This window comes from Variovorax sp. R-27 (assembly GCF_049913215.1).
Lineage (GTDB): Bacteria > Pseudomonadota > Gammaproteobacteria > Burkholderiales > Burkholderiaceae_C > Variovorax.
The window spans coordinates 4574253-4600124 of sequence record NZ_CP183984.1; the positions used below are offsets into that span (position 1 = coordinate 4574253).

Below are 25872 nucleotides of genomic sequence, written 5' to 3' on the forward strand. Positions count from 1 at the left end.
CCAGAACGGAACATCATGAGAGACCTCGACCTGACCACCCTGCGCCTGTTCGTCGCCGTCTGCGAAACGCGCAGCATCGCGCGTGCTGGCGAGCAGGCCAGCATCGTCGGCTCGGCCATCAGCAAGCGGCTGGCCCAGCTCGAAGAAGCCGTCGGCACGCCGCTGCTGCTGCGCAAGCGCCGCGGCGTGCTGCCCACGCCGGCCGGCGAAACCCTGCTGGAGCACGCCCGCGCCATGCTCGGCAGCGTGAACCGCATCGAGCGCGACATGGCCGCCTACGCCGGCGGCGCGCGCGGGCACGTGCGCATCCTGGCCTCGGCCTCGGTCATGGCCGAATCGCTGGCCGAAGACGTGGCCGACTTTCTGCAAGACCCGGCGCACCGCAACATCCGCGTCGACATGGAAGAGCGCGTGAGCCCCGAGATCGTGCGCGGCATTCGCGAGGGCAGCGCCTCCATCGGCCTGTGCTGGGACGCGGCCGACCTCGAAGGCCTGGAGCGGCGCGACTACCGCACCGACCACCTCGCCATCGTCGCGCATCCCTCGCACCCGGTGGCGAAGCACGAGCACGTGCGCTTCGAGCAGGTGCTCGACCATGAATTCGTCGGCATGCCCGCGCTCAGCGCGGTGCAACTGATGCTTGCGCGCGAGGCTGCAGTGGCAGGCAAGCCGCTGGTTTACCGCGTGCTGGTGTCCAACTTCGATGCGGCGCTGCGCGTGGTGCGCGCCGGGCTGGCAATCAGCGTGGTGCCTGCGGAGGTCGCGCGGCCCTTCACCGATGCCTTCGGCCTTTGCCTGATGCCGCTGACCGATGCATGGGCGCGGCGGCGTTTTGCGATCTGCTTCCGCAGTGAGGCGGCGCTGTCGCCGTCCGCGCAATTGCTGGTCGCGCACCTGGAGCGGCGCGCCACGGATTGACGGCCAAGCACCCAATTCGACCGGAATCCGAAACTATTCATTGCCCTGGAGCAGGTTTTTATTTCGATTCACGCAACTTACATTCGAAAGGTCAGAGCAGTCACTCCTTCACACCGCACACAGAAAGACCACCGCATGTTCCGCAGAGCCCTCCTCTCCGCCGCCGCCCTCGCCGCCACCCTGAGCCTTGCTCCGCTCGCCGCGCAGGCTGCCCAGCCGCTCAAGCTCGACGTCTACAACCCCGGCACGAAGTCGATGTTTCCGGTCTCCTCGGAAATCGTCACCGGCCAGACCGAAGCCGTGCTGATCGACGCGCAGTTCCAGCGCAACGACGCCGAGGCGCTGGTGCAGAAGATCAAGGCCACGGGCAAGAAGCTCACCACGGTCTACATCAGCCACAGCGACCCCGATTACTACTTCGGCCTCGACGTGATCCAGGCCGCCTTCCCCGACGCGAAGATCGTCGCCACGCCCCAGACCGTGGCCGCCATCCAGGCCTCGAAGGACGGCAAGCTCGCGCACTGGGGCCCGATCCTGAAGGACAACGCGCCCAAGGCGCTGGTCGTGCCCGAAGCACTGGCCGGTGACAGCCTCACGCTCGAAGGTCGCAAGATCCAGGTCGTCGGCCTCGACAGCCCCACGCCCGAGCGCAGCTTCGCGTGGATTCCCTCGCTGAAGGCGGTAGTCGGCGGCATTCCGGTGTCGGCCAACATCCACGTGTGGGTGGCCGACACGCAAACGCCCGAATCGCGCCGCGACTGGATCAAGACGCTGGGCCGCATCGAAGCCCTGCACCCCAAGACCGTGGTGCCCGGCCACTACCTGCCGAATGCCGACGGCAGCGCGCCCTACTCGCTCGCCTCGGTGAAATTCACGCGAAGCTATCTGCAGGCCTTCGAGACCGAAGCCGCGAAGGCCAAGGACTCGGCAGCGTTGATCGCCGCAATGAAGAAGCGCTACCCGAAGCTGGAAGACGCCTCGTCGCTGGAACTCGGCGCCAAGGTCATCAAGGGAGAAATGAAATGGCCGCAATGAACGAAGGCGCGAATGAAGGCGCCACGCTCCACTACATCTTCGACCCGCTGTGCGGCTGGTGCTATGCCGCCGCGCCGCTGGTCGACGCGGCGCGCAGCGTGCCCGGCCTGAAGGTCGAGTTCCATGGCGGCGGCATGATGACCGGCGCCAACCGCCGCTCGATCACGCCGCAGTGGCGCGAGTACGTGATGCCGCACGACCGGCGCATCGCGGAACTCACGGGCCAGCCCTTCGGTGAAGGCTACTTCGAGGGACTGCTGCGCGACACCGGTGCGACGATGGACTCCGAGCCGCCGACCACCGCCATCCTCGCGGCCGAGTCGCTGCGGGCGGGCGGCGGGCTGGACATGATCCATCGCCTGCAGCGGGCGCACTACGTCGAAGGCCAGTGCATCGCCGATGAGCAGGTGCTGAAGGCGATCGCCGCCGAACTCGGCTTCGACGCCGAAGCCTTCGCGTCGGCCTTCGAACGCCTGTCAGGCGAATCGACCGCACGGCACTTCGCCGAAAGCCGCCAGTTCCTGCAGCGCGCTGGCGGCCAGGGCTTTCCGACCTTCGTGCTGACGCAGCCTGATGGCCGCGCCAGCCGCATCGACATCGGCCCATGGCTCGGCCGCGCGGAAGACTGGAAGGCGCGCCTGGCGGAACTCGTCTAGCGCGCGACGCCCAACAGGCGGTCGAGCACTTCAGGCTGCATGCGCAATGTCGCGGCCTTGTCGGTATGCACGATGGTCCCGTGGTCCAGCACCACCGCTTCGTCGGAAATCGCGAGGATGGCCTGCGGATGCTGCTCCACGATGATCGCGGCCAGCCCCTCGTCCTGCGTGATGCGGCGGATGGCGCGCAGCAGCTCTTCCACGATGATCGGCGCGAGCCCTTCGAGTGGCTCGTCGAGCAGCAGCAGCTTCGGGTTGAGCACCAGCGCGCGACCCACGGCCAGCATCTGCTGTTCGCCGCCCGAGAGCTGCGTGCCCAGGTTGGTCTTGCGCTCCGCAAGGCGCGGGAACATTTCGTAGACACGCTGCGGGCTCCACTTGCCGGGCCGCTCCACCGCCGTGAGGTTCTCGTGCACCGTGAGCGACTTGAAGATGTTGCGCTCCTGCGGCACCCAGCCGATGCCGGCTGCCGCGCGCTGATGCGGCGCGAGCTTGTGCAGCGCCTGGCCGCCCAGCGTGATGCTGCCGCCGTGCTGGCGCGTTGCGCCCGCGAGCGTATTGATCAGCGTGGTCTTGCCCGTGCCGTTGCGGCCCAGCAGCGCCAGCGTCTGGCCTTCGCCGAGCGCGAACGCCACGTCGTGCAGCACCACGGCCTCGCCGTAGCCGGCGCTCAGGTTTTCTATTCGCAGCAGCTCAGACATGGGCGCTCTCCCCGTGGCCCAGATAGACCTCTTTCACCTTCGGATCGTTGGCGATGGTTTCGGGGTCGCCCTCGGTCAGCAGCGTGCCGTTGACCAGCACCGTCATGCGGTCGGCAAAGCTGAACACCAGGTCCATGTCGTGCTCGATCAGCAGCACCGACACATCGGCCGGCAGCGCGGCCACGGTCTGCAGCAGCTCTTCGCGCTCGCCGGCGGGCACGCCCGCCACAGGCTCGTCGAGCAGCAGCACGCGCGGCTCGCAGGCCAGCGCAATCGCAATCTCCAGCAGGCGGCGCTTGCCATAGGCCAGGTGCTTCACCTGCTGCTGCGCCACGTCGCCAAGGTGGAACTGCTCGAGCAGTTGCCCTGCACGCTCGGCAATCGCCTTGCTGGCGCCGAGCGGCCGCCACCATTGCGCGCCGATGCCCTGGTGTTGCGACACGACCAGCGCCAGCGTTTCGAGCGGCGTCATGGAGTCGAACAGCTGGTTGATCTGGAAGGTGCGCACCAGTCCGCGCGCCACGCGCTTGTGCGGCGCGAGCGTGGTGATGTCTTCGCCCAGCAGCGTGATGCGGCCTTCGGTGGGCGTGAGCACGCCCGTCAGCTGGTTGATCAGCGTGGTCTTGCCCGCTCCGTTGGGGCCGATCAGCGCGTGGCGTGCACCGCGCTTGAGTTCCATCGTCACGTTGTTGGTGGCCGTGATGCCGCCGAAGCGCATCACGAGGCCGTGGGTCGAAAGCACGGTGTCGGTCATGCCGCACCGCCCTTCTTTTTCTTCTGGCCCGCGCCGAACCATGTCCACGGCTTGAGCAGGCGGTCGCGTCCCACCAGCACCAGCAGCACCAGGATCAGGCCGATCCAGAACATCCAGTACTGCGGCGTCACGGCCGACAGCCAGGTCTGCAGCAGCTTGAACACGATGGCGCCCGCCACGCCACCATAGAGCCAGCCCACGCCGCCGATGACCAGCATCAGCAGCACGTCGGCCGAGCGGTCGAAGGCCAGCACGTCGAGCGAGGCGAAGCCGGTGGTCTGCGCCAGCAGCGCGCCCGCGGCGCCGGCGATGCCGGCCGCCGCGGTGTAGATCACCACGAGCCGCGACACGACCGGAATGCCGATGGCCATGGCACGCAGTCGGTTGTCGCGAATGGCCTTCAGCGTGGCGCCGAACGGCGAATGCACGAGCCGGCGCATCACGAGGAACAGCACCAGCATCACGGCCAGCGAATACCAGGCGGCCGTGCGGCCGTACAGGTCGAACTCGAACAGGCCGAGCACCGGCCCCATCACCACGCCCTGCAGGCCGTCGGCGCCACCGGTGAGCCAGTCGAGCTTGTTGGCGAGTTCGAGCAGCAGCAGCGCAGTGCCGAGCGTGACCATCAGCCGCGTGAGGTCGCTGCCGCGCAAGATCGTCACGCTCGCCACGAGGCCCAGCAATGCCGAGAGCACGGTCGCGATCACCAGCCCCACGGTCGGGTCCGGCATCACGAGCTTGGCGAACAGCGCCGCCGCATACGCGCCGAAGCCGAAGAAAGCGGCATGGCCCAGCGACACGATGCCGGTGTAGCCAAGAATCAGGTCGAGCGACATCGCGAACAGCGCGACGATGGCGATCTCGTTGACCAGCAGCGAGTGAGAAGGCATGACGAGCGGCAGCGCGAAGGCCACTGCCCAGGCCACGAATTCGAGCGGGTGCCAGCGTGCCTTGCGCAGCAGGGCCGACTGAAACTCGGTGGTGGAAGGCGCACTCATCAACGGCCCCCCTTGCGCGTGAACAGGCCCTGGGGCCGCCACATCAGGATCATGATCATCAGCAGGTAGACGGTGAATGCACCCATCTTCGGAATGAAATACTTGCCCGCCACGTCGGCAATGCCCAGCAGCAGCGCCGCCGCGAGCGGCCCGGTGATCGACGAGGTGCCGCCGACCGACACCACGATCAGGAAATAGATCATGTACTTCAGCGGGAAGGTCGGGTCGAGGCCGAGGATCTCCGCACCCAGCGCACCACCCAGCCCCGCGAGCCCGGAGCCCACGGCGAAGGTCAGCAGGAACACGATGTTCACGTTGATGCCCAGGCCCGACGCCACGCGCGGATCGTCGACCGCGGCGCGCAGCCGGCTGCCGAAGCGGGTCTTCGAGAGGATGAGCTGCAGCACCACCGTGAGCACAGCGCACACGCCGATGATGAAGAGCCGGTAGTGCCCCATGCCCAGCAGCAGCGCGCCGTCGCCGATCTCGGTGCGCCCGCGCAGCCATTCGGGCAATTGCACGTTCTGCTGCGAAGAGCCCACGAAGTAGTCGATGGCCGCCACCGCCATGAAGGCGAGGCCGATGGAAAAAAGCACCTGGTCGAGATGCGGCTTGCCGTACATCGGCCGGTAGAGCGTGCGTTCGAGCAAGGCCCCGGCCAGCGCGACGACGATGAATGCGAGCGGCAGGCAGGCCAGGAAGGGCACGCCCAACTTCTGCATCGCGAACACCGTGAGGTAGCCGCCCGCCATGGCGAAAGCACCGTGCGCGAGGTTGATGAAGTTCATCAGGCCGAGCGTCACTGCGAGGCCTACCGCCAACACGAAGAGCAGCATGCCGTAGGCGATGCCGTCGAAAAGAATGGTCAGCATGTCGTGTTTTTTACGAAGCTATTTCTGGGGCTGTTCGTTTCGTTCGGGGTGCGTGCTTATGCCGGCCGATCAACGACTGCTCTGAAAGATCACGCCGATGGGGTGCCTTGCGCAGCGAAATAAAGGAGGAGGCCGAAGGCCGGGGGACATTCGCGGAGCAAGGTGCCCCGTCGGCGTGATCGCGCCCCGAACAACAACGTCCCCCAGAGACAAGCCTCACTTTGCCTTGCCCGGATCCTTCACACCCTTGATCACGTCGAACTCGACGTTGTAGAGCTGCCCGTCCTTCTTCTCGACCTTGCGCAGGTACACGTCCTGCACGATGTCGCGCGTCTGCGCATCGATCAGCACCGGGCCGCGCGGGCTCTCGAAGACCTGGCCCTTCATGGCGGCCAGCAGCGCTTCGCCGCCGCCCTGCCCCTTGGTGGTCTTGAGCGCTTCGTAGATCACGCGCATGCCGTCATAGCCGCCCACGGCCATGAAGTTGGGACGCATCTTGGGGTTGGCCTTCTCGAAGGCTTCGACGAACTTCTTGTTCATGGCCGAGGGGTGCGCGGCCGAGTAGTGGTGCGAGGTAACCACGCCCAGCGCGCCGTCGCCCATGTCGTTGAGCTGGTCGTCATCCGTCACGTCGCCGGTGGCGATCATCTTGATGCCGGCCTTGTCCATGCCGCGTTCGAGGAACTGCTTCATCACCGCCGCGCCCGCGCCCGAGGGCACGAAGACGAACAGCGCGTCGGGCTTCACGTCGCGCACCTTCTGCAGGAACGGCGCGAAGTCGGGGTTGCGCAGCGGCACGCGCAGCTTGTCGAGCACCTTGCCGCCGTTGAGCTGGAAGCGCTCGCTGAAGAACTTCTCGGCGTCGTTGCCCGGGCCGTAGTCGGCCACCAGCGTGACGACCGTCTTCACGCCGTTCTTAGGTGCCCAGTCGCCCATGGCCACCGACACCTGCGGCAGCGTGAAGCTCGAACGGATGATGTAGGGCGAAGCCTCGGTGATGCTCGACGTGGCCGCGGCCATCACCACTTCGGGCGTCTTCGACTGCGTGGCAATCGGCGCCACGGCCAGCGCCAGCGGTGTGAGGCCGAAGCCGGCCAGCACGTTGACCTTGTCGTTCACCACCAGCTCCTGCGCGAGGCGCTTGGTCACGTCGGGCAGGCCGGTGTCGTCCTTGACGATCAGCTCTACCTTCTTGCCGGCCACGGTATCGCCGTTCTGGGCCATGTACAGGCGCGCGGCGGCTTCGATCTGGCGGCCGGTGGAGGCCGACTGGCCCGTCATCGGAAGGATCAGGCCGATCTTGAACTTGTTGGCGTCCTGGGCACTGGCCAGCGACATTGAAAGCGCAAGTGCCGAGAGGGCGGCGGTCTGGATGAGATGGCGTCTTTGCATGTTTTTTCCTTTGAGGGGCGGAACGCGAACCGGGGCTATTTTCAACACTTTGCAACATCCGGCGGAGCAGGCAATCACCTAGCCGGCCATTACCGTTGACCTTTGTTGCGCGATTGCCAAATGAACTGCGCGATCATCGCGCAAGGCAGGCTGCGGAGCGCGCGCGTCAGCTGTCGGCGCGGTAGGCGGAGTCGAGCGTGAGAGTGCCCACGGCGCGGGACACGCAGGCGCAGATGCGCGTGGTCGATTTCTTCTCGTGCTCGCTAAGGAACACGTCGCGGTGATCGATCTCGCCGTCGACGGCGATCACGTCCATGGCGCACAGGCCGCATTCGCCGCGCTTGCAGTCCGAGAGCGTCTGCACGCCGGCTGCGTCGAGGGCTTCGAGCAGCGTGCAGTCGGCCGGCACGGTGATGGCCAGGTCGTGCCGGGGAATTCGCACCTGGAATGACTGCGTGGCCAGGCGGCCGCTGCTGCCGAAGGTTTCGAAGCGCAGGTCTTCGATGGCACGGCCGGCTGCGTGCCACGCGCGCTTGACGGCTTCGAGCATCGGCACCGGGCCGCAGGTGTAGAGCTGGCCGCCGGGCGGCAGTGCCGCGATGGCGGCGGCGAAGTCGATGGGGGCCGAGCCTTCATGCGCTTCGACGCCCTCGCCCAATGCTTCCTGCAGATGCGACAGATAGCCGAGCTCGCCCGCATGCCGCGCGCCGTAGAGCATCTTCACCGGCACGCCGGTGCGCCTTGCATGTGCGCCCAGCCGCTGCGCCATCAGTACCAGCGGCGTGATGCCGATGCCGCCCGCCACCAGCAGGTAGCCGGGAGCCGAGAGGTCGAGCGGAAAGTGGTTCTGCGGCGCGCTCACTTGCAGGCGGTCGCCCACGGCCAGCCGCCACATCGCGAGCGAACCGCCACGGCCGTCGTCGAGCCGCTTGACGGCGATGCGCCAGCACTGGCCGTCGCCCTCGCCCACCAGCGAGTACGAGCGGGTCTGCACTTTGCCCTGCGCCGTCAGCACCTGCACCTGCAGGTGGGCGCCAGGCTCATGGGATTCGGCAAAGCCGCCATCGGGGCGCAGTTCGAATTCGCGCACGGTGGGCGTGACGTCGCGCAGCGCAACGACTTGCGCCTGCATCCATTGAAGATCGCTTTTCATCGGGGGAGCAACACGAAAGAGGAGGGAAAAAGAAGAAACCGATCAGCCGCGCCGGCGGATCAGCTGCACACCCGGCAGCGGGCGCTGCTCGGCGGTCGGCGTGCCGTGCAACGCATCGCGCAGGTTGCGCCGTGCGATGCGGCTGTGCTCGCGCATCAGCGCCTCGGCGCGCGAGCCTTCGCCGGATTCAATGGCGTCGAGCACCTGCACATGCTGGTCTTGCGCAATCACGAGCATGTCACGCGCGGCCGGCGAGTTGGCCTGCACGATGACGAAGCCCGAGGGCGACGCGAACGGCAGGTTGATCACGCGCTCGAGCTGCTGCGCGATGACGGGGCTGCCCGCCATTTCGCAGAGCAGTGCGTGGAAGCGCTCGTTGTGCGTCACGTAGCGCGAGAAGGCCGCGTCGTCGAGCGCGGGCTCGCGCAGCAGTTCGTCGATGCGCTGCAGGCAGGCGCGCGCTTCGCGCAGCACCACGGGCGCCGCGCCGCGCTCGGCCGCAAGCCGGGCGACCAGCCCTTCGAGCGTGCCGCGCAGCTCGATGGCATCGGCCACGTCGCGCTCGGAAAAAGTACGCACCGCATAGCCACCGTTGGGCAGCGCTTCGAGCAGGCCTTCCTGTTCGAGCCGCATCAGCGCGGTGCGCACCGGCGTGCGCGACACGCCGAGCTGCTCGGAGATGGCCACTTCGGCAATGCGCGCGCCACCGGGCAGCTCGCCCGCGAGGATCATCTCGCGCAACCGCAGCTGCGCCTTCACGGCCTGCGAACTGCCGCTGTCGCCGGGCTCGGCGGCGGTGGAAACGGCAGCGACCTTCACGCGGCTTCCTTCTGGGCGGGCCGGATCGGGATCGCGGCGCGCGCGGGTTTTTCCTTTTCGATCATGCGGTCGATCAGGCGTCGCGCCCACATCGAGCCGGCGTCGATGTTGAGGTTGTAGAACTTGTGATCGGGGTGGTCGTCCATCGCCTTCTGCTGCGCTTCGAGCACCAGCTCGTCTTCGCGGAAGATGCCGGCGACGCCCTCGCGCAGTTCGTGTGTAAGGCGCTGCTCACCGAGGCAGTAGTTGCGCGAGAAGGCCCAGAAGTAGAGGCAGGTCTTGTCGGTCTCGGGCGTGATGGTGTTGAGCACGTAGCCGTTCACACCCTTGCTGCGGTCGCCGGGGTTGCTACCGTGCGGCACGGCGCCGCTACCCGCCTCGGCCACGCCGACATCGATGTTCACCGTGCACGGGCCTTCGAAACGGATGATCTGCCAGCGGTCGACCTTGCCGGTGTAGCCGCGTGCGTGGCGGATCTGGTTGCCCCAGAACGGCGGTGGGTCGATGTCTTCCATCCATCGCGTGACGGTGGCCGAGCGGTCGCCGTGCGTGGCCACGAAAGGCGCCTCTGCCACTTCGCGATTGCCGATGGACGAGCCGTGCACGAAGGTCTCGTGCGTCAGGTCCATGAGGTTGTCGACCACGAGGCGGTAGTCGCAGTTGACGCGGATCATCTTGCCGTCGCCGGCCCAGGCCGGGTCGTCGTTCCAGTGCATGTCGGGCACCAGCGCCGGGTCGGCCTTGGCCGGATCGCCTGGCCAGATCCACACGAAGCGGTGCTTCTCGACCACCGGAAAGCTGCGCACGCATGCCGAGGGGTTCAGCGTTTCCTGGCTCGGCATGTGAGTGCAGCGGCCCTGGCTGTTGTAGACGAGGCCGTGGTAGCCGCAGACCAGTTCGTCACCCTCGAGGCGGCCCAGCGACAGCGGCATCAACCGGTGCCAGCAGGCGTCTTCGAGCACGGCCACCTGGCCGTCGGTGCGGCGGAACAGCACCACTTTCTGGTTGCAGATCGTGCGCGGCAGCAGCGCGTGACGCACTTCGACGTCGTAGGCGGCGGCATACCAGGCGTTCAGAGGAAAGGCGGTCGTGGGCGTTTTCATGAATACTCAATGTATACAGAAAACCTGAAATTTCCAGTCTTTTGAAGCATTTCGAGGGTAAACACTGAGATATCTGTATACAGACATCGGCATTTCGAAGGCGATACGATGTTCCGCTCGTTCCCCAAATCACGACGGAGTCATCCATGTCACAGCACGCCGCCCTGCCTGCCCGCTACGACCACGTGGGCAGTTTCCTGCGCCCCAAATACCTGCTCGATGCCCGCGAACAGAAAGCCAAGGGCGAGATCACGCCCGAACAGCTTCGCCTCGTCGAAGACAAGGCCATCACCGAGATCGTCCGCTTCCAGGAAGACATCGGCCTGAAAAGCATCACCGACGGCGAGTTCCGCCGCACCTACTTCCACATCGACTTCCTTGACCAGCTCGGCGGCGTGAAAACCGACATCCCGGTCACCATCCGCAAGCCCGACGGCACTGAAGAACTCGCGCCGCCCGCGATGCGCGTGCTCGACAAGGTGCGCCACATCAAGGACATCCAGCTCGCCGACTTCCAGTACCTCAAGAGCCAGGTCTCGGCGGGCCGCACGCCCAAGGTGACGATCCCCTCGCCGACCATGCTGCACTTCCGCGGCGGCCGCGCCGGCATCAGCAAGGAGGCGTACCCCGAGCTCGACCCGGCGTTCTACGACGACGTGGCCAAGGCCTACGGCGACGAGCTGCGCTCGCTGGCCGCCGCCGGCTGCACCTACGTGCAGATGGACGACACCAACCTCGCCTACCTGTGCGACGAGCACATGCGCGAAGCTGCCCGCAAGCGCGGCGACGACCCGAACGAGCTGCCGCATCGCTATGCCGCCTTCATCAACAAGGTGGTGGCGCAGAAGCCCCCGGGCATGCTGCTGGCCATGCACCTGTGCCGCGGCAACTTCAAAAGCACGCACGCCGCGGCCGGCAACTACGAGCCGGTGGCCGAGGCGCTGCTCAAGGAGATGGACCTCGACGCCTACTTCATGGAATACGACGACGCCCGCTCGGGCGACTTCAAGCCGCTGCGCTATCTGCCCAAGGGCAAGACCGTGGTGCTCGGCCTCGTGACCACGAAGTTCGGCGAGATGGAAGACAAGGACGAGCTCAAGCGCCGCATCGAGGACGCCGCCAAGTACGCCTCGCTCGACCAGCTCGCGCTGTCGCCGCAGTGCGGCTTCTCCAGCACCGTGCACGGCAACAACATCGCGGTGGAAGCGCAGCGCAACAAGCTGCGCCTGGTGGTCGAGACCGCGCAGGAGGTCTGGGGCTCGACCTGACGCGCCGTTTCTGGTGAAGTCGGGGCATGACGACTCACATCTACTCAGGCCCCCTCAGCATGTTCGGCGCTAAGGTCGAGATCGCGGCACGCGAAAAAGGCGTGCCCTTCGAACTGGTCATGGTGCCCTTCACCAAGGACGATGCCTACGAGCCCAAGCACCCCGAGGTGCTTCGGGTCAACCCCGTCAAGCAGCAGGTGCCCGTGCTGGTCGACGACGAGGTCTCGCTGTTCGACTCGACGCAGATCTTCGAGTACCTCGAAGACCGCTATCCCAGCCTTGCGCTGTGGCCTGAAGGCATTGCCGGACGGGCCCGCGCGCGGCAGCTGGAGCAGAAGTCCGACGAGGTCTTCTTCCCGAACGTCATCAAGCTCTTCGGCCTGCAGCACGACATGCAGAGCGCTGCGGCAGTCGCGGCCTGCGCCGGCTGCGCGCGCTTCTACGAAGAGATGGAAGGCCTGCTGGCCACACGCGAGTACCTGGCCGGCCCCTACTCCTTCGCCGACATCGCCTTCTACATGGCCTGTGTGTTCGCCGACCGCAAGGGCGCCGGCATGACCGACGCCACGCCGCGCCTGCTGGCCTGGCGCACGCGCGTAGGCGACCGGCCCGCGGTGCGCGCGGTGGTCGATCCGATGATGCGGTTCCTGGCCTCGGAAGGGCGCGGCGTGCCGGCCTTCCTGCAACGCTGAAGGGACACTGAAGGCACAGCCCGCAACGCTGAGGCATCATCGGTCCATGCCGACCAAAGAGTTCGACTGGCTGCCCTCTCCTTCGCAGCATTTCCTCGTCGTCACTTTCGCGCTGCTGGTCTACGTGCTGACCACGCGCGCGCGCCGCGAGCAGCGCGCCCCCACCACGGCCATCGCCTGGGTCATGGGGCTGGTGCTGATGCCTTACTTCATCCTGCCGATGTACCTGCTGTTCGGCCAGCGCAAGCTGCGCCCGGCGGGGTCGCCCAGGCCGCCGCGCTCGGTGCCGCCGGGCCACTGGGCTGCCGACCTGATCGAGAGCTTCGGCCTCGCGCCGCCGGGGCGCTGCGCGATCCGCATGCATGCCGACGGCGAGGCCGCGCGCGATGCGCTGTGGCAGGTGATCGACGGCGCGCGCGAGCGCATCGACGTGTGCACCTTCATCATCGGCGACGACCCACTCGGCCACGCGGTGATCGACCGGCTCGCCAAGCGCGCGCGCGAGGGCATCAAGGTGCGGGTGCTGCTCGACGGCTTCGGCGCGCTGTCGCTGCCGCGCCATCACTTCGACCGGCTGCGTGTGGCGGGCGGCGAGGTGGCCGTGTTCCGCCCCTTCTTCAGCCTGCGCCGCATCGGCCCGCGCAACCTGCGCAACCACCGCAAGTTCACCATCGCCGACGACGGCTGGCTCTGGTCGGGCGGGCGCAACCTCGCGGGCGAATACTTCACCGGCAACGACAAGCACCCCGAGGCCTGGCGCGACCTGTCGTTCGACCTGCATGGCAGCGTGGCCGCTGCGGCGGCGCGCCAGTTCGACCACGACTGGGCCTCGGTGCGCAGCCGCAAGGCCCGCGCCATCACCGCCGACGACGTGCCCCCGGGCCCGGGCACTGCCATGGCCCAGTTCCTGCCGAGCGGCCCCGACCAGACCGAAGACACAGCACACGCACTGCTGATCGATGCATGCTTTCGCGCCGAGCACCGCGTGCTAGCGATCACGCCCTACTTCGTGCCCGGCGACGGCCTGCGCGATGCACTGCGGCTGGCCGCGCGGCGCGGCGTGCAGGTGACCATCGCGATGCCCGCGCAGTCGAACCATCGCCTTGCCGACTTCGTGCGTGCACGCGCCATGCGCGACCTGGCGCGCGCGGGCGTGAGCTTCAGCATGCTGCCGTTCATGGCGCATGCCAAGGCCGTGGTGGTGGACGACGAACTCGCCATGTGCGGCTCGATCAACCTCGACCTGCGCAGCCTGCTGCTGAACCACGAGGCGGCCGTCGTGTTCTACGGCCATGAAGACATCGAATGGCTGGCCGAGTGGATCGAGACCACCGCCTCGGCCGGCGAGCCCTATCGTGCGCGGCGCCCGGGGCTGATGCGCGACGTGGCCGAGGGGCTGCTGCTCACCGTCGCTTTCCAGCTTTAGGCGTTGTGGACGCCGGGGACGGCTCGGCCGCCTTTGCCTCCTTCGCCACGGCATCGAGTCCCGCAAGCACATAGCGCACAACTTCTTCGGCCAGGGCCTGCGTGTCCTTCAGGGCCGGCAACACCTTGCTGCTCAGGTCCTTGGGCGCCACCGTCATCACCAGGCACGGCAGCACCGTCAGCAGCAGGCTGCGCTGCACCGATGGATGGTCGTCGGGCAAGCCCATGATCTCGCCGACGATGCCGCGCATGAGCCTGGCCTTGGGCAGCACAGCCCGCTGGATCAGCGCCGGCATGGCAGGCGACGGCGACAGCGCCTCGCGCAGCACCACGCGGAACCCCCACGGCGCCTTCGGCTGGGCGCTCATCTCGACCATGTGCGTGAGAAAGGCGCGCAGCTTCAGGCGCGGATCGGTCGACTCCAATGACAGCGCCATCAGCTCGTCGAGGCTCACCAGCTGCTTGTGCGCTTCGACCAGCACCGCCTCGTAGAGCCCGTCGCGGCCGCCGAAGTGGTAGTTGATGGCGGCCATGTTGGTGCCGGCGCGGGTGCAGATTTCCTTGCTGGTGCTTTCTGCGAAGCCTTGCGCCGCGAACAGCCGGCCGGCGGTTTCGAGGATGTGCAGGCGCGTGGTGTTGCCGTCGGTACGCGGAGTGCGGGTTGCCATGCCCCGAGGCTACCCCAAACAAAAGAATACTTCAAATTCAAATTTCAATTTGATAACATCACACCGACTTCCGGGCAGCAGCCTCGTCAGGACACACACGCCATGAACAAGAAGCCCCTCATTGCCATCGCCGCCGCGGCCATCGTCGCGGCGGTGGGCGGCTGGTGGTACACGCACCGCTCGGCCACGCCCTCCGACCAGCTCGTGCTGTACGGCAACGTCGACCTGCGCCAGGTCTCGCTGGCCTTCAACGCCAACGATCGCGTGGCCGAACTGACGGTGCGCGAGGGCGACCGCGTGCGCGCCGGGCAGGTGCTCGGCCGGCTCGACACCCGCTCGCTGGTGCTGCGCGTGGCGCAGTCGCAGGCGCGCATCGGCGTGCAGGAACAGGCCCTGCTGCGCCTGAAGACCGGCAGCCGCCCCGAAGAAGTGGCACAGGCCAAGGCCCAGGTGGCCGGCGCGCAGGCCGATGCCGATCTCGCACAGCAGCAGCTCACGCGCCTGCAGGCCATCGGCGCCAGCACGGCCGGCCGCGCCGTGAGCCAGCAGGACCTCGACAGCGCACAGGCCAGGCGCAAGGTGGCGCTGGCGCAGCTCGACAACGCCCGCAAGGCGCAGCAGCTGGTCATCACCGGCCCGCGCAAGGAAGACATCGGCCAGGCGACGGCCCAGCTCGAATCGGCCCGCGCCGAGCTCGCGCTCATGAACCACCAGCTCACCGAGGCCGAGCTCAAGGCGCCCATCGACGCCGTCGTGCGCGCCCGCCTGCTGGAGCCTGGCGACATGGCCTCGCCTCAGCGCCCGGCCTTCACGCTCGCCATCACCGATCCCAAGTGGGTGCGCGCCTATGTGGCCGAGCCCGACCTTGGCCGCGTGCGCGCCGGGCAGGAGGCCCGCGTGAGCACCGACAGCCAGCCCGGCGAAGCCATCGCAGGCAAGGTCGGCTACATCTCGTCGGTGGCCGAGTTCACGCCCAAGACCGTGCAGACGGAGGAACTGCGCAGCAGCCTCGTCTACGAGATCCGCGTGATGGTCGATGACCCGCAAGACCGGCTGCGGCTCGGCATGCCGGCCACTGTGCGGCTCCAACTGTCGCCCGCCACCGGCAAGACCTGATGCCGATCACCGGGCCGGCCGTGGCCGGACGCTCGCTGCACAAGCGCTTTCTGCTGAAAGTGTCGAAAGAACCCGTGCTCGCGCTCGACGACGTATCGCTCGAAGTGCCCGCCGGCACGCTCACCGCGCTGGTCGGTCCCGACGGCGCCGGCAAGACCACGCTGCTGCGCCTGATGGCCGGCCTGATGCGCGCCGACGCGGGCGAGCTGCGCGTGCTCGGCATCGATGTATCGGCCGATCCGCAGGCCGTGCAGGACCGCATCAGCTACATGCCGCAGCGCTTCGGCCTCTACGACGACCTGAGCGTGCAGGAAAACCTCGACCTCTACGCCGACCTGCACGGCGTGCCCCGCGACAAGCGGCGCGAACGCTATGCGCGGCTGATGGAAATGACCGACCTGGGCCGCTTCACCGATCGCCCGGCCGGCAAGCTCTCGGGCGGCATGAAGCAGAAGCTGGGCCTGGCCTGCACGCTGGTGCGCTCGCCCGACCTGCTGCTGCTCGACGAGCCGACCGTGGGCGTGGATCCGCTCTCGCGCCGCGAACTGTGGCAAATCGTGCAGCAGCTGGTAGACGACGAAAAGCTCTCGGTCATCGTCAGCACCGCCTACCTCGACGAGGCCGAGCGCTGCAGCCATGTGTTCGTGCTGCATGGCGGCAAGCTGCTGGCGCAGGGTGCGCCCAGCGAACTGCGCGACCGGGCACACGGCCTCTGCTTCATCGCGACACCGCCCGACGGCGAGCCGCCACGGTTGCTGCAGGCCCGTCTGCTCGACGCGCGGCAGGAGATCATCGATGCGGTGCCGCAAGGTGGCGAGGTGCGCTTCATTCGCCGCAGCGAGACAGACGATGCGCGGCTCGATGCATTGCTCGAAGGCGCGCGCACCGAGCCGGTCGCGCCGCGCCTCGAAGACGGCTTCATGACGCTGCTGCGTGCGCAGCCATCGCCCAACGCCGACGCCACCCCGGCCACCAGCATGGCCACTTCGCAACCGAACACAGGCCAGCCCGGCGAAGTGGTCATCGAAGTCAAGGACCTCGTACGCCGCTTCGGCGACTTCGTGGCCGTGGCCAGCACCAGTTTCTCGGTGCGGCGCGGCGAGATCTTCGGCCTGCTCGGCCCCAACGGTGCGGGCAAGACCACCACCTTCCGCATGCTCTGCGGCCTCCTGCCCGCCAGCGGCGGCCAGCTGCGCGTGGCCGGCGTCGACCTGCGACATGCCCGCGCGCAGGCGCGCCAGCGCATCGGCTATGTCTCGCAGAAATTCGCGCTCTACGGCAACCTCACTGTGCGCGAGAACCTCTCGTTCTTCGGCGGCGCCTACGGCCTGCGCGGCGCGAAGCTGCGCGAGCGCATGGACACGGTGCTGCGCCAGTTCGACCTGGCCCACTCGCTCGACGTACCCAGCGGCCAGTTGCCCGGCGGCTACAAGCAGCGCCTGGCCATGGCCACGGGCCTGCTGCACGAACCCGAGATCCTGTTCCTCGACGAGCCCACCAGCGGCGCCGACCCGCTCGCGCGCCGCGAGTTCTGGCGGCGCATCACGGCGCTGGCCGAAGGCGGCACCACCGTCGTCATCACCACGCATTTCATGGAAGAGGCGGAGTACTGCGACCGCATCGTGATCCAGGACGCGGGCAAGGTGCTGGCCATCGGCACGCCACAGGAGGTGCGCGCGCAGGCGCTGGGCGATGAGGAAGGCAACGGCAGGCGCATCGACATGGAGCAAGCTTTCATCGGCATCGTCGAGAAGGCGCGGCAAGAAACAAAGACAGAGGTGACGGCATGAGCGGCTTCCGGTCCCGCCTGATCTCCCTCACGCGCAAGGAATTCCGCCAGTTGCTGCGCGACCGCAGCAACCTGGCCATCGGCATCCTGCTGCCGATGGTGCTGATCCTGATCTTCGGCTACGGCATGTCGCTCGACGTGAAGAACGCACCCGTCGCGGTGGTGATGGAAGACGCCTCGCCAACCGCGCACGAGGCCGTCGCCGGGCTGCAGCTCTCGCCCACCATCGCGCCGGTGCTGCTGGGCTCGATGCACGACGCCGAAGAGCTGATGCGCGAACGCAAGGTCGACGGCATCGTGCGCGTGCCTTCCGACTTCTCGCGCTCGCTGGCTGCCGGCAATGCACGCGTGCAGCTCATCGTGCACGGCTCCGACGCGGGGCGCGCGAGCATCATCCAGGCGTACGTGACAGGCGCCCTCATGCAATCGGCAATTCGGCAGATGGACAGGAGCGGCAACGCCTCCGGCGCCGACGCCCCGCCCGTCGGCAGCGTCACGGTGGAGCAGCGCATGTGGTTCAACGCTGCGAACACCAGCACCTGGTACCTCGTGCCGGGACTCATCGTGCTCATCATGACGCTGGTCGGCGCCTTTCTCACAGCGCTGGTGATGGCGCGCGAGTGGGAACGCGGCACGCTGGAGGCGCTGTTCGTCACGCCCGTGCGGCCGGTCGAGATTCTGCTGGCCAAGATCATTCCGTACTTCGCGGTCGGCATGCTGGGCCTTGCGCTGTGCCTGCTCTCGGCGCGCTACCTGTTCGCGGTGCCCATGTACGGCTCGCTGGTCGTGGTGGTGTTCAGCTCGATGCTGTACCTGATCGTGGCGGTGAGCCTGGGCCTGGTGATCTCGTCGGTCACGCGCAACCAGTTTCTCGCGAGCCAGGTGGCGCTGATCGCGACCTTCATGCCCTCGATGATGCTGTCGGGCTTCCTGTTCGACCTGCGCAACGTACCCACCGCCGTGTGGGTGATCGGCCACCTGCTGCCGGCCACCTACTTCATGGACCTCATCAAGACGCTGTTTCTCGCGGGCGACGTCTGGCCGCTGATCTGGCGCAACTGCGCGATCCTGATGGCGTACGCGGTGGGCCTGCTGCTGGTGGCGCGTGCGGTGACGCGCAAGAGCCTCGACTGAAAGCCCTGGCCATGAACGCCCTCATCGATTTCTTCCTGCGCGTCGCCAACCTCTGCCGCAAGGAGCTGCTGACCATCCTCAAGGACCCGGCCACGCGCGCCATCCTGATCGCACCGGCGATCATGCAGAGCCTGGTCTTCGGCTACGGCGCGACCTACGACCTCACCAACGTGCCCTATGCGCTGCTCGACCAGAGCCACAACGGCGCGTCGACGGAGCTGATTGCGCATCTGGACAGCACCGGCGTGTTCCACCGCGTGGCCACGCTGCGCTCGCAGGCCGACATTCGCGAGGTGATCGACACCGAGAAGGCACTGCTGGTCATACAGATACCCGCCAACTTCGAGCAGCAGCTCAGCGCGGGGCAGACGGCGGCCATCCAGCTGATCCTCGATGCGCGCAACTCCAACACCGCGGGCTCGGCGGCCGGCTACGTGAGTGCGGTGGTCGAGCGCTACAACGCCGAGCTGCGCACGCGCGTGGGCGCACCGCCGTCGCCACTGGTCGTGGAATCGCGCGCCTGGTTCAACCCGAATCTCGAAACGCGCTGGAACCTGCTGCCCGGCATGATCGCCGCGCTCAGCATGCTGCAGACGCTGCTGCTCACCGCACTGTCGGTGGCGCGCGAACGCGAGCAAGGCACCTTCGACCAGCTGCTGGTAACGCCGATGTCGCCGCTCGAAATCATGATCGGCAAGGCGCTGCCGCCTGTGCTGGTGGGGCTGGTGCAGTCGTCGCTGATCCTGCTGGTGGCGCTCTTCTGGTTCGGCATTCCGATGGCGGGCTCGCTCGTCACGCTCTACACCGGGCTGCTGTTCTTCACGGTGGCGAGCGTGGGCATCGGCCTGTCGATCTCCGCTGTGTCGGCCAACATGCAGCAGGCCATGCTTTATGCCTTCGTGCTGCTGATGCCGCTGATGCTGCTGTCGGGCCTGACCACGCCGGTGCGCAACATGCCGCACGCGCTGCAGGTGGCAACGCTGGCCAACCCGCTGCGCTTTGCCATCGACCTGGTGCAGCGCGTGTACCTCGAAGGCGTGGGGCTGGGCACGGTCTGGCACAACCTGATTCCGCTTGCCGTCATCGCCGCCGTCACGCTGCCGCTGGCGGCGTGGCTGTTCCGCAATCGTCTTGTCTGATAACGGGAGCACGTCATGCCCCTTCCATTTCCTCATTCTTCCGTCGCGGCCACGCTCTCTCTCGCTTTCATTCTTGTCGGCTGCGCCGTGGGACCCGACCACAAGCCGGCCGAAGCCCGCGCTCCCGCCGACTGGTCTGCGTGGCATGGCGGTTCGCCCGCGCTGCTTGGTGCGGAGCGGCAAGGTTCCTTTGGCGGCGTCGCATCTGGCGACTGGAAGTCCTTCAACGATCCGGTGCTGGACCGCCTCGAGGCCATGGTGCTCGCGAGCAACCCCGACCTGCAGACCGCCGCCCTGCGCTTCGCGCAAAGCCGCGTGCAGCGCACCACCACCGCGGCCCAGCAGGGTCCACAGCTGAATGCGAGCGCCGGCGTCACCCGGCAGCGCCAGAGCGAGAGCGGCTCCGCCACGCGGATGATCGACGCGCTGGGCTCGTCGGTTTCCAACCGCGACCAGCTCATCCGCACGCTCAGCGAGCCCTACAACCTCTATCAGGCCGGCTTCGACGCCTCGTGGGAAATCGACCTGTGGGGCCGCGTGCGCCGCGCCATCGAGGCGGCCGATGCCGACGCGAGCGCATCGGCTGCGCTGCTGCAGCAGGCCCGGCTCAGCGTGCAGGCCGAACTGGCGCGCAACTATTTCGAGCTGCGCGGCACACAGCGCGAACTGCGCATCGCGCGCGCCGACATCGCGGCGGCCGCCGAGTCGCTCGAACTGGTGCAGGCACGCGCCGACGGCGGCCTCGTCACCGACATGGACCCGGTGCGCCAGCGCGCGCTGGTGGCCGAACTGCGCGCACGCATTCCCGCGCTGCTGCAGCAAGAGGCCGATGCAATGAACCGCATCACGCTGCTGGCCGGCGCCGCGCCCGGCGCGCTGAACACCGAGCTGGCAGACACCTCCACCGGCGACACGCTAGACGCCCCCGCGCTGCCCGCACTCACGCTGGGCCTGCCCGCCGAGCTCGCACGCCGCCGCCCCGACATCGCAGCCGCCGAGGCGCAGCTGCACGCCGCCACAGCCCGCATCGGCGTGGCCGTGGCCGACCTCTACCCACGCGTGACGCTGGGCGCCGGCTTCGGCTATGAATCGGTGGGCAGCGAGCGCTTCGGCGACTGGGGCAGCCGGCAGTGGCACGTGGGCCCGTCGATCAGCCTGCCGATCTTCGACAACGGCCGCCGCCGCGCCGCCATCGAACTGCGCGAACTGCAGCAGCAGGAAGCGGCCGTGGCGTTCCAGCAGACCGTGCTCAAGGCCTGGCACGAGATCGATTCAGCCCTCAACGCCTACGCCGCCGAGGGCCAGCGCCAGGTCGAGCTGGCCGAGCGCGAACGCCGCAGCCGTGATGCGCTGGTGCTGGCGGCGGCTCGCTACAAGGGCGGGCTCACCGACTTTGGCGTTGAACTCGATGCGCGCCGCACCTTGCTGCAGGCGCAGCGCGACCAGGCACAGAGCACCAGCCGTCTTTTGGTGGGCCTGGTGGCGGTCTACAAGGCGCTGGGTGGTGACACTGTGGCGTCAGAAGCACAAATGCAACACAATTGAAACAAGTTGAACATGCAGACTAAAATACCCACCGGTTTCCGGGATTGACAAGCCTGCCTGCCCACTGATTCGTCATCGGGCAAGCGTGAACGGATCTTCCGGCACCCCCTGCATCGCGGGGCAGCCCGCCTGGGCCCGGCCCCTGAAAAGGCCGACCGAGGCGTCATCCGTTTGAGTCCTGCGCCCCTGCCCCGGGGGAAAACCGATGCGAGCTTTCTTCTCGCTGCGTGCATTCGTGAGTCTGGCGTTCGTGCTACCAGCTCTGTTCGCGCTTTCTGGAATGGTGCCCGCCTTCGCCGCAATGGACGAAGTCGGCCGGGCCGCCCCCAGCACCCATCGCCTGAAGTTCATCGTCGACCCCGAGCTGGCCACCGACATCGGCGCCGCCGAAGCCGCCCGCCGGCTCGCGCAGTACGTGGCCGACGTCAACACGGTGTTCACGCGCGAGACCGTGCGCAGCTTTGCCTTCGACCCCGCCGCCGACCTGCAGCTCGCAGCGCCCGCCACCGCGCCGCAGTGCAGCTACAACGGCCTGGTCAACGGCGAAGTGGTGGTGTGCATATCGAAGTCCACCCGCGGCTACAGCCACGGCGGGCTGTCTACCAGCTGGACCTTTCCGCAGAAAGGCGTGACCTGGAACCTGAACTGGATTGCCATCCACGACCCGCTGCGCCTGTCGCGCGCGCCCACCCCGGGCGCGCCTGAGTCCACCGAGAAGGACTACCTCGGCCGTCAGCTCAAGACCCTGCTGCACGAGCTGGAGCATGTGTTCGGCGCCGGCGCGGGCGAGTACTACAACGGCGTTGCGGTGGCGGACACCACCGGCGTCGCGCCCATCGTCGACCTCGCCCTGGCCAACGACAACGACCGCTACTGGTGGACGCGCCAGCACTGGCGGCTCGACCCGCTGCTGGGCACCGTCTTCGAGCAGCGCCGCGACCCTGCCGCCAATCGCATCGCCACGCTGGAGATGATCCGCTTCACGGCCGGCACCAAGGCCAACATCGACACCGACTGGACCGACTGGCCCAAGCTCGGCAGCTCGAAGTTCATGGCGGCCACCACCGGCACCCAGGTGCGCGTGACCGACCGTGACACCGGCGCCGCGCTGCCCGGCGCGCAGGTGTCGGTGTGGCGCGACCCCGGGGCCAGCAAGCCGCTGGTCATGCTGGTGACCGGCGTGGCCGATGCGTCGGGCCGCTTCGTGTTCGACTGGAACTGCGGCTTCAGCTGCTTCGCCGTCGGCAAGACGACGCTGCTGGTCAAGGCGCGCGCCGCCAACCGCGCGCCCGGCGCGAGCTGGTTCACCATCTTCGATGCGTTCGAGCAGAAGGCCGTGCAGGGCCAGCCGATGTTCACCATCGACCTGGCGCTCGGCGGCACCGACGCGACGCCGCCGACCGTTTCGCTGGCCGCGCCTTCCATGGCCGTGGTGGGCCAACCCACCACCATCGCGCCGGCCGTGGTGGACAACGCGGGCGTATGGGGCGTCAAGGTGCTGGGCCGGGACAGCATCCCGATCTGCACCTTCACCGCCCCGCCCTACACCTGCAGCTGGACGCCGACCGCACCCGGCGTGCAGACGATCCGCGTGGTCGCGATCGACGCGGCTGGCAACTCCGCCGTGGCCTCCGCCAACGTGATCGTCAATGCGCCTTCCGACACGGTGGCGCCGACAGTTGCGCTGGCCCCACCGCCAACCGCCGCGGCAGGCATGGCGACAAGGCTTTCCGCCACGGCATCCGACAACGTGGCCGTGGCCGAGCTGAAGTTCGTCGTCGACGGCAAGACCGCGTGCACGCTGCACGCCGCGCCGTACGTCTGCACGTGGACGCCGAAGAGGCCCGGCGCCGCGAACATCGAAGTGCGCGCCATCGATGCGGCAGGCAACGTCGCCACCGCTTCCGCCAGCATGCGCATCGAAGGCCTGCGGCCCGAAGACCTGTAGCGTTGGCCCGGCCTCAGGGCCGGTTGGTGAAGCTCGCGTTGCCCAGCCCCGTGCCGATGGTCAGCACGCCCCAGTGCCGCACGTCGCGCATGAAGGGAAGCTCGCTCAGGCCCTGCACCACCGCATCGTTGTGCATCAGCACCAGCGTCGGGCCGGAGCCCATCATCGGCATGCGGCGCCACAGCTGGCTCGGCAAGTGGAAGGCGTGGCCTTCCCAGTCGCCCGGCAGATTCTGCGCACCGCGCGCAATCGAGCCGTCCTGCCGGATCAGGCCCGGGCAGCCGATGCCGATGAAGGGCGCCAGCCGGATCTTCTTGCGCTCGCTGTAAAGCACCATGTCCTCGAGCATGCCGGCGATGTGATCGACCATGCCGCCGCGGTTGGGGTCCTCATCCGCATGGCGCCACTTCTCGCGGAGCACCACTTTCGCGAGCGAGAAGTCGGGCGCCTTGCGGTGGCGCGTTTTCACGATGCCGCAGCGCACGTTGGTGCCGCCGATGTCCACCGCGAGGATCGCGTCGTGCCCCTTCAGCATGTGGGGCGGCACGAGGTGCGCCCAGCCGATCAGGCCGCCGTCGTCCACGTCGTGCGAGAGGCGGCCGATCTGCACGTGCAGGCCCATCTCTTCGAGGATGGCGCCGGCCTGCAGGATGGCGCGCTCGCCCGCGTCGCTCTCGGGAAAGCCGCCGCCGATCACGATGCGCTGCACCTTCTGCCACGAGGGCTGGCGCATGAAGCGCTGGATCACGAAGGCCAGCTCCTGCGCGAACTCCTCGATGGCTGCATGCATCACGTCGGTGGCTTCGGACGCCTTCTTTTCCTGCAGCGCCTGGTCGAGCTCCCTCTTGCTCAGGTCGCGCGAATGCGAGAGGCCCAGCGGGTCTTTTCCCTTCCTGCGGTGGCGCTTGCGCCAGCGTTCGAGCAGTTCGCGGAAGGCCGTCTGGCTGGCCTGGTCGCCTACGAAACCGTCCTTGTCGCGCAGTTGCAGGCTGTAGCCGTCTACCTGCACACCCGGCAGTTCGCGCAGGCCGTGGACGTCGGGGCCGGGGAGCTTGTCTTTCCTGGGTTGGGTCTTCATGGCCATCGACTGTGGGGCCGATCGGCGGCCCGCCGCATCGGCACCGCGCACCACGGCGTGTAGGAGATTGACGGGTACGCCGAACGGGGCGTTGTCTATACACTGGCCCGGATGCATCTGCCCCGCAGCCTCTGGCGCGCCGCCCTGTTGTTCGCCCTTGCCTGGCTTGCCGCGTCCGGCGCCGCTCGGGCCGCGGACGAGACGCTGCGCGTCGGCTCCAAGCGCTTCACCGAGTCGTACATCCTGGCCGAGCTGCTGGCGCAGACGGCGGCGCCGCACACTGCATCGCCCCCCGTCGTGCGGCAGGGGCTGGGCAACACGGCCATCGTCTACGAGGCGCTGCGCTCGGGCGCCATCGACATGTACGCCGAATACACCGGCACCATCGCGCTCGAAATCCTCAAGGGCTCGCCGGCCAACACGCGCGAGGCCATGAACGCGGCACTCGCGCCGATGGGCCTGGGCGTGGCGATTCCGCTGGGCTTCAACGACGGCTACGCACTCGCGGTGCGCGCGCCCGATGCCGAACGGCTGGGCCTGCGCACGCTGAGCGACCTGGCGAAGCACCCCGAACTCAAGCTCGGCCTGTCGAACGAATTCATCGGCCGCGCCGACGGATGGAAGGGCCTGGCCGACCGCTACGGCTTCACGCAGGTGCCCACCGGTCTCGACCACGGGCTGGCCTACGACGCCGTGGCCGCCAAGCAGATCGACGTGATCGACATCTACACCACCGACGCCAAGATCGACCACCTCGGCCTGCGCGTGCTGGAAGACGACAAGAAATACTTTCCGCGCTACGACGCCGTGGTGCTCTACAAGCTCGACCTGCCCACGCGGCTACCCAAGGCCTGGGCCGCTTTGCAGACGCTCGAAGGCAAGGTCGACGAGCACGCAATGATCGCGATGAACGCGCGCGCCGAGCTGCAGAGCGTGCCCTTCGACGTGATCGCGCGCGACTTCCTGGCGAATACGGGCAAGGATGCAAAGGCGCAGCCGCAGGAAGCGCGCCGCGGCTTCATGGCCAAGCTGTTCGGGCCCGACCTGTGGAAGCTCGCGCGGCAGCACCTGGTGCTGGTGGCGCTGTCGGTCGGCATCGCCATCCTGATCGGCGTGCCGATCGCGATCCTGGTGTTTCCGCATGTGCGGTTGCGCGCTGTGGTGCTGGGCTTTGCGAGCCTGCTGCAGACCGTGCCGTCACTCGCGTTGCTGGCCGTGCTGATCTCGATGCTGGGCGCCATCGGCGCGCTGCCCGCGCTGATTGCGCTCACGCTCTATTCGCTGTTGCCGATCATGCGCAACACGGTGACGGGCCTGGCCGAAGTGCCCAATGGCCTGCGGCTCGCCGGCACCGCGCTCGGCATGACACCGCCGCAGAGCCTTCAGCTGGTGCTGCTGCCGCTGGCGCTGCCCACGCTGCTGGCGGGCGTGCGCACCGCCACTGCGATTGCCATCGGCACGGCGACCATCGCAGCCTTCATTGGTGCGGGCGGCTTCGGCGAGCGCATCGTGACGGGGCTGGCGCTCAACGACCGCGAGCTGCTGGTGGCGGGCGCACTGCCGGCAGCCGCATTGGCGCTGCTGAGCGAAGGGATCTTCGAGCTCGTGGAGTACCTGATGCGGCGCAGGCGGCGAGCCCCGCCGAGCTCGCTGCCACCCGCCTGAATGA

General features: G+C 67.8%; 22 protein-coding genes and 1 pseudogene. 13 read left to right on the top strand and 10 right to left on the bottom strand.

What is annotated here, in order from left to right:
- The first annotated feature begins 15 nt into the window (after nucleotides 1–15).
- The 3 genes and pseudogenes from ACN9MV_RS21540 (at nucleotide 16) to ACN9MV_RS21550 (ending at nucleotide 2609) form a co-directional block, all read left to right on the top strand.
- On the top strand, nucleotides 16–918 hold the full coding sequence (locus tag ACN9MV_RS21540; RefSeq protein ID WP_426389362.1) for a LysR family transcriptional regulator: 903 nt from the start codon (nucleotides 16–18) through the stop codon (nucleotides 916–918).
- Between the two features lie 135 nt (nucleotides 919–1053).
- Nucleotides 1054–1947, top strand: a pseudogene (locus ACN9MV_RS21545) (MBL fold metallo-hydrolase); the annotation flags it as partial.
- Complete coding sequence (locus ACN9MV_RS21550; RefSeq protein WP_426389363.1) at nucleotides 1941–2609, top strand: DsbA family protein; 669 nt, start codon at nucleotides 1941–1943, stop codon at nucleotides 2607–2609. The pseudogene ACN9MV_RS21545 and the gene ACN9MV_RS21550, both read left to right, overlap by 7 nt.
- On the opposite strand, the gene ACN9MV_RS21555 is transcribed toward ACN9MV_RS21550, so the two are convergent.
- The 8 genes from ACN9MV_RS21555 to ACN9MV_RS21590 form a co-directional block, all read right to left on the bottom strand.
- The gene (locus tag ACN9MV_RS21555) at nucleotides 2606–3310 is read right to left on the bottom strand and encodes an ABC transporter ATP-binding protein (protein WP_426389365.1); all 705 of its coding nucleotides are present in this window, start codon (nucleotides 3308–3310) and stop codon (nucleotides 2606–2608) included. The two genes, ACN9MV_RS21550 and ACN9MV_RS21555, sit on opposite strands and share 4 nt — an antisense overlap.
- A complete protein-coding gene (locus ACN9MV_RS21560) occupies nucleotides 3303–4064 on the bottom strand; it encodes an ABC transporter ATP-binding protein (protein WP_093051289.1) in 762 nt (253 codons plus the stop codon). Before ACN9MV_RS21560 ends, ACN9MV_RS21555 begins: the two co-directional genes overlap by 8 nt.
- Nucleotides 4061–5062: a branched-chain amino acid ABC transporter permease gene (locus tag ACN9MV_RS21565; RefSeq protein ID WP_426389367.1), complete on the bottom strand. Its 1002-nt coding sequence runs from the start codon at nucleotides 5060–5062 to the stop codon at nucleotides 4061–4063. The genes ACN9MV_RS21560 and ACN9MV_RS21565 overlap by 4 nt, the downstream gene beginning before the upstream one ends.
- Nucleotides 5062–5934: a branched-chain amino acid ABC transporter permease gene (locus tag ACN9MV_RS21570; protein WP_093051297.1), complete on the bottom strand. Its 873-nt coding sequence runs from the start codon at nucleotides 5932–5934 to the stop codon at nucleotides 5062–5064. Before ACN9MV_RS21570 ends, ACN9MV_RS21565 begins: the two co-directional genes overlap by 1 nt.
- A 216-nt stretch (nucleotides 5935–6150) precedes the next feature.
- A complete protein-coding gene (locus ACN9MV_RS21575; RefSeq protein WP_093051300.1) occupies nucleotides 6151–7326 on the bottom strand; it encodes an ABC transporter substrate-binding protein in 1176 nt (391 codons plus the stop codon).
- A 166-nt stretch (nucleotides 7327–7492) separates the two neighbouring features.
- Nucleotides 7493–8479 (bottom strand): PDR/VanB family oxidoreductase, encoded by a 987-nt coding sequence (locus tag ACN9MV_RS21580; RefSeq protein WP_093077745.1) that lies wholly within the window; start codon nucleotides 8477–8479, stop codon nucleotides 7493–7495.
- Between the two features lie 42 nt (nucleotides 8480–8521).
- Nucleotides 8522–9298, bottom strand: a complete 777-nt coding sequence (locus ACN9MV_RS21585) for a GntR family transcriptional regulator (protein ID WP_093051306.1) — start codon at nucleotides 9296–9298, stop codon at nucleotides 8522–8524.
- Nucleotides 9295–10401, bottom strand: a complete 1107-nt coding sequence (locus ACN9MV_RS21590; protein WP_426389368.1) for a Rieske 2Fe-2S domain-containing protein — start codon at nucleotides 10399–10401, stop codon at nucleotides 9295–9297. Before ACN9MV_RS21590 ends, ACN9MV_RS21585 begins: the two co-directional genes overlap by 4 nt.
- A gap of 146 nt (nucleotides 10402–10547) precedes the next feature.
- Between ACN9MV_RS21590 and ACN9MV_RS21595 the strand changes: the two genes are divergently transcribed.
- The 3 genes from ACN9MV_RS21595 to ACN9MV_RS21605 are packed head-to-tail and all read left to right on the top strand — an operon-like array spanning nucleotide 10548 to nucleotide 13787.
- A complete protein-coding gene (locus ACN9MV_RS21595) occupies nucleotides 10548–11669 on the top strand; it encodes a 5-methyltetrahydropteroyltriglutamate--homocysteine S-methyltransferase (RefSeq protein ID WP_093177020.1) in 1122 nt (373 codons plus the stop codon).
- A 26-nt stretch (nucleotides 11670–11695) separates the two neighbouring features.
- Nucleotides 11696–12361 carry a glutathione S-transferase family protein gene (locus ACN9MV_RS21600; RefSeq protein WP_426389371.1) on the top strand — a complete coding sequence of 222 codons (666 nt, stop codon included), beginning with the start codon at nucleotides 11696–11698 and terminating at the stop codon, nucleotides 12359–12361.
- A gap of 46 nt (nucleotides 12362–12407) precedes the next feature.
- Entirely contained in the window at nucleotides 12408–13787 is a 1380-nt protein-coding gene (locus ACN9MV_RS21605) for a phospholipase D-like domain-containing protein (RefSeq protein WP_093051318.1), read from the top strand.
- Here the strand turns inward: ACN9MV_RS21605 and ACN9MV_RS21610 are convergent.
- Nucleotides 13765–14454, bottom strand: a complete 690-nt coding sequence (locus ACN9MV_RS21610; RefSeq protein ID WP_093177015.1) for a TetR/AcrR family transcriptional regulator — start codon at nucleotides 14452–14454, stop codon at nucleotides 13765–13767. The two genes, ACN9MV_RS21605 and ACN9MV_RS21610, sit on opposite strands and share 23 nt — an antisense overlap.
- 102 nt (nucleotides 14455–14556) lie before the next feature.
- Here ACN9MV_RS21610 and ACN9MV_RS21615 point away from each other — a divergent pair, with 102 nt between their 5' ends.
- The 6 genes from ACN9MV_RS21615 (at nucleotide 14557) to ACN9MV_RS21640 (ending at nucleotide 23125) form a co-directional block, all read left to right on the top strand.
- Nucleotides 14557–15570 (top strand): HlyD family efflux transporter periplasmic adaptor subunit, encoded by a 1014-nt coding sequence (locus ACN9MV_RS21615; RefSeq protein WP_426389372.1) that lies wholly within the window; start codon nucleotides 14557–14559, stop codon nucleotides 15568–15570.
- Nucleotides 15570–17360 (top strand): ATP-binding cassette domain-containing protein, encoded by a 1791-nt coding sequence (locus ACN9MV_RS21620; RefSeq protein ID WP_426389374.1) that lies wholly within the window; start codon nucleotides 15570–15572, stop codon nucleotides 17358–17360. Before ACN9MV_RS21615 ends, ACN9MV_RS21620 begins: the two co-directional genes overlap by 1 nt.
- Entirely contained in the window at nucleotides 17357–18493 is a 1137-nt protein-coding gene (locus tag ACN9MV_RS21625) for an ABC transporter permease (protein ID WP_426389375.1), read from the top strand. Before ACN9MV_RS21620 ends, ACN9MV_RS21625 begins: the two co-directional genes overlap by 4 nt.
- A gap of 11 nt (nucleotides 18494–18504) precedes the next feature.
- Nucleotides 18505–19632, top strand: a complete 1128-nt coding sequence (locus ACN9MV_RS21630) for an ABC transporter permease (RefSeq protein ID WP_426389376.1) — start codon at nucleotides 18505–18507, stop codon at nucleotides 19630–19632.
- 15 nt (nucleotides 19633–19647) lie between these two features.
- The gene (locus ACN9MV_RS21635) at nucleotides 19648–21177 is read left to right on the top strand and encodes an efflux transporter outer membrane subunit (RefSeq protein WP_426389377.1); all 1530 of its coding nucleotides are present in this window, start codon (nucleotides 19648–19650) and stop codon (nucleotides 21175–21177) included.
- 205 nt (nucleotides 21178–21382) lie between these two features.
- Nucleotides 21383–23125, top strand: a complete 1743-nt coding sequence (locus tag ACN9MV_RS21640; RefSeq protein ID WP_426389379.1) for an Ig-like domain-containing protein — start codon at nucleotides 21383–21385, stop codon at nucleotides 23123–23125.
- A 13-nt stretch (nucleotides 23126–23138) separates the two neighbouring features.
- Here ACN9MV_RS21640 and ACN9MV_RS21645 read toward each other — a convergent pair whose 3' ends face one another.
- The gene (locus ACN9MV_RS21645) at nucleotides 23139–24209 is read right to left on the bottom strand and encodes an ROK family protein (protein ID WP_426389380.1); all 1071 of its coding nucleotides are present in this window, start codon (nucleotides 24207–24209) and stop codon (nucleotides 23139–23141) included.
- Nucleotides 24210–24314: 105 nt separating this feature from the next.
- Between ACN9MV_RS21645 and ACN9MV_RS21650 the strand changes: the two genes are divergently transcribed.
- Entirely contained in the window at nucleotides 24315–25868 is a 1554-nt protein-coding gene (locus ACN9MV_RS21650; RefSeq protein ID WP_093051342.1) for a glycine betaine ABC transporter substrate-binding protein, read from the top strand.
- The last annotated feature ends 4 nt before the right edge of the window (nucleotides 25869–25872 follow it).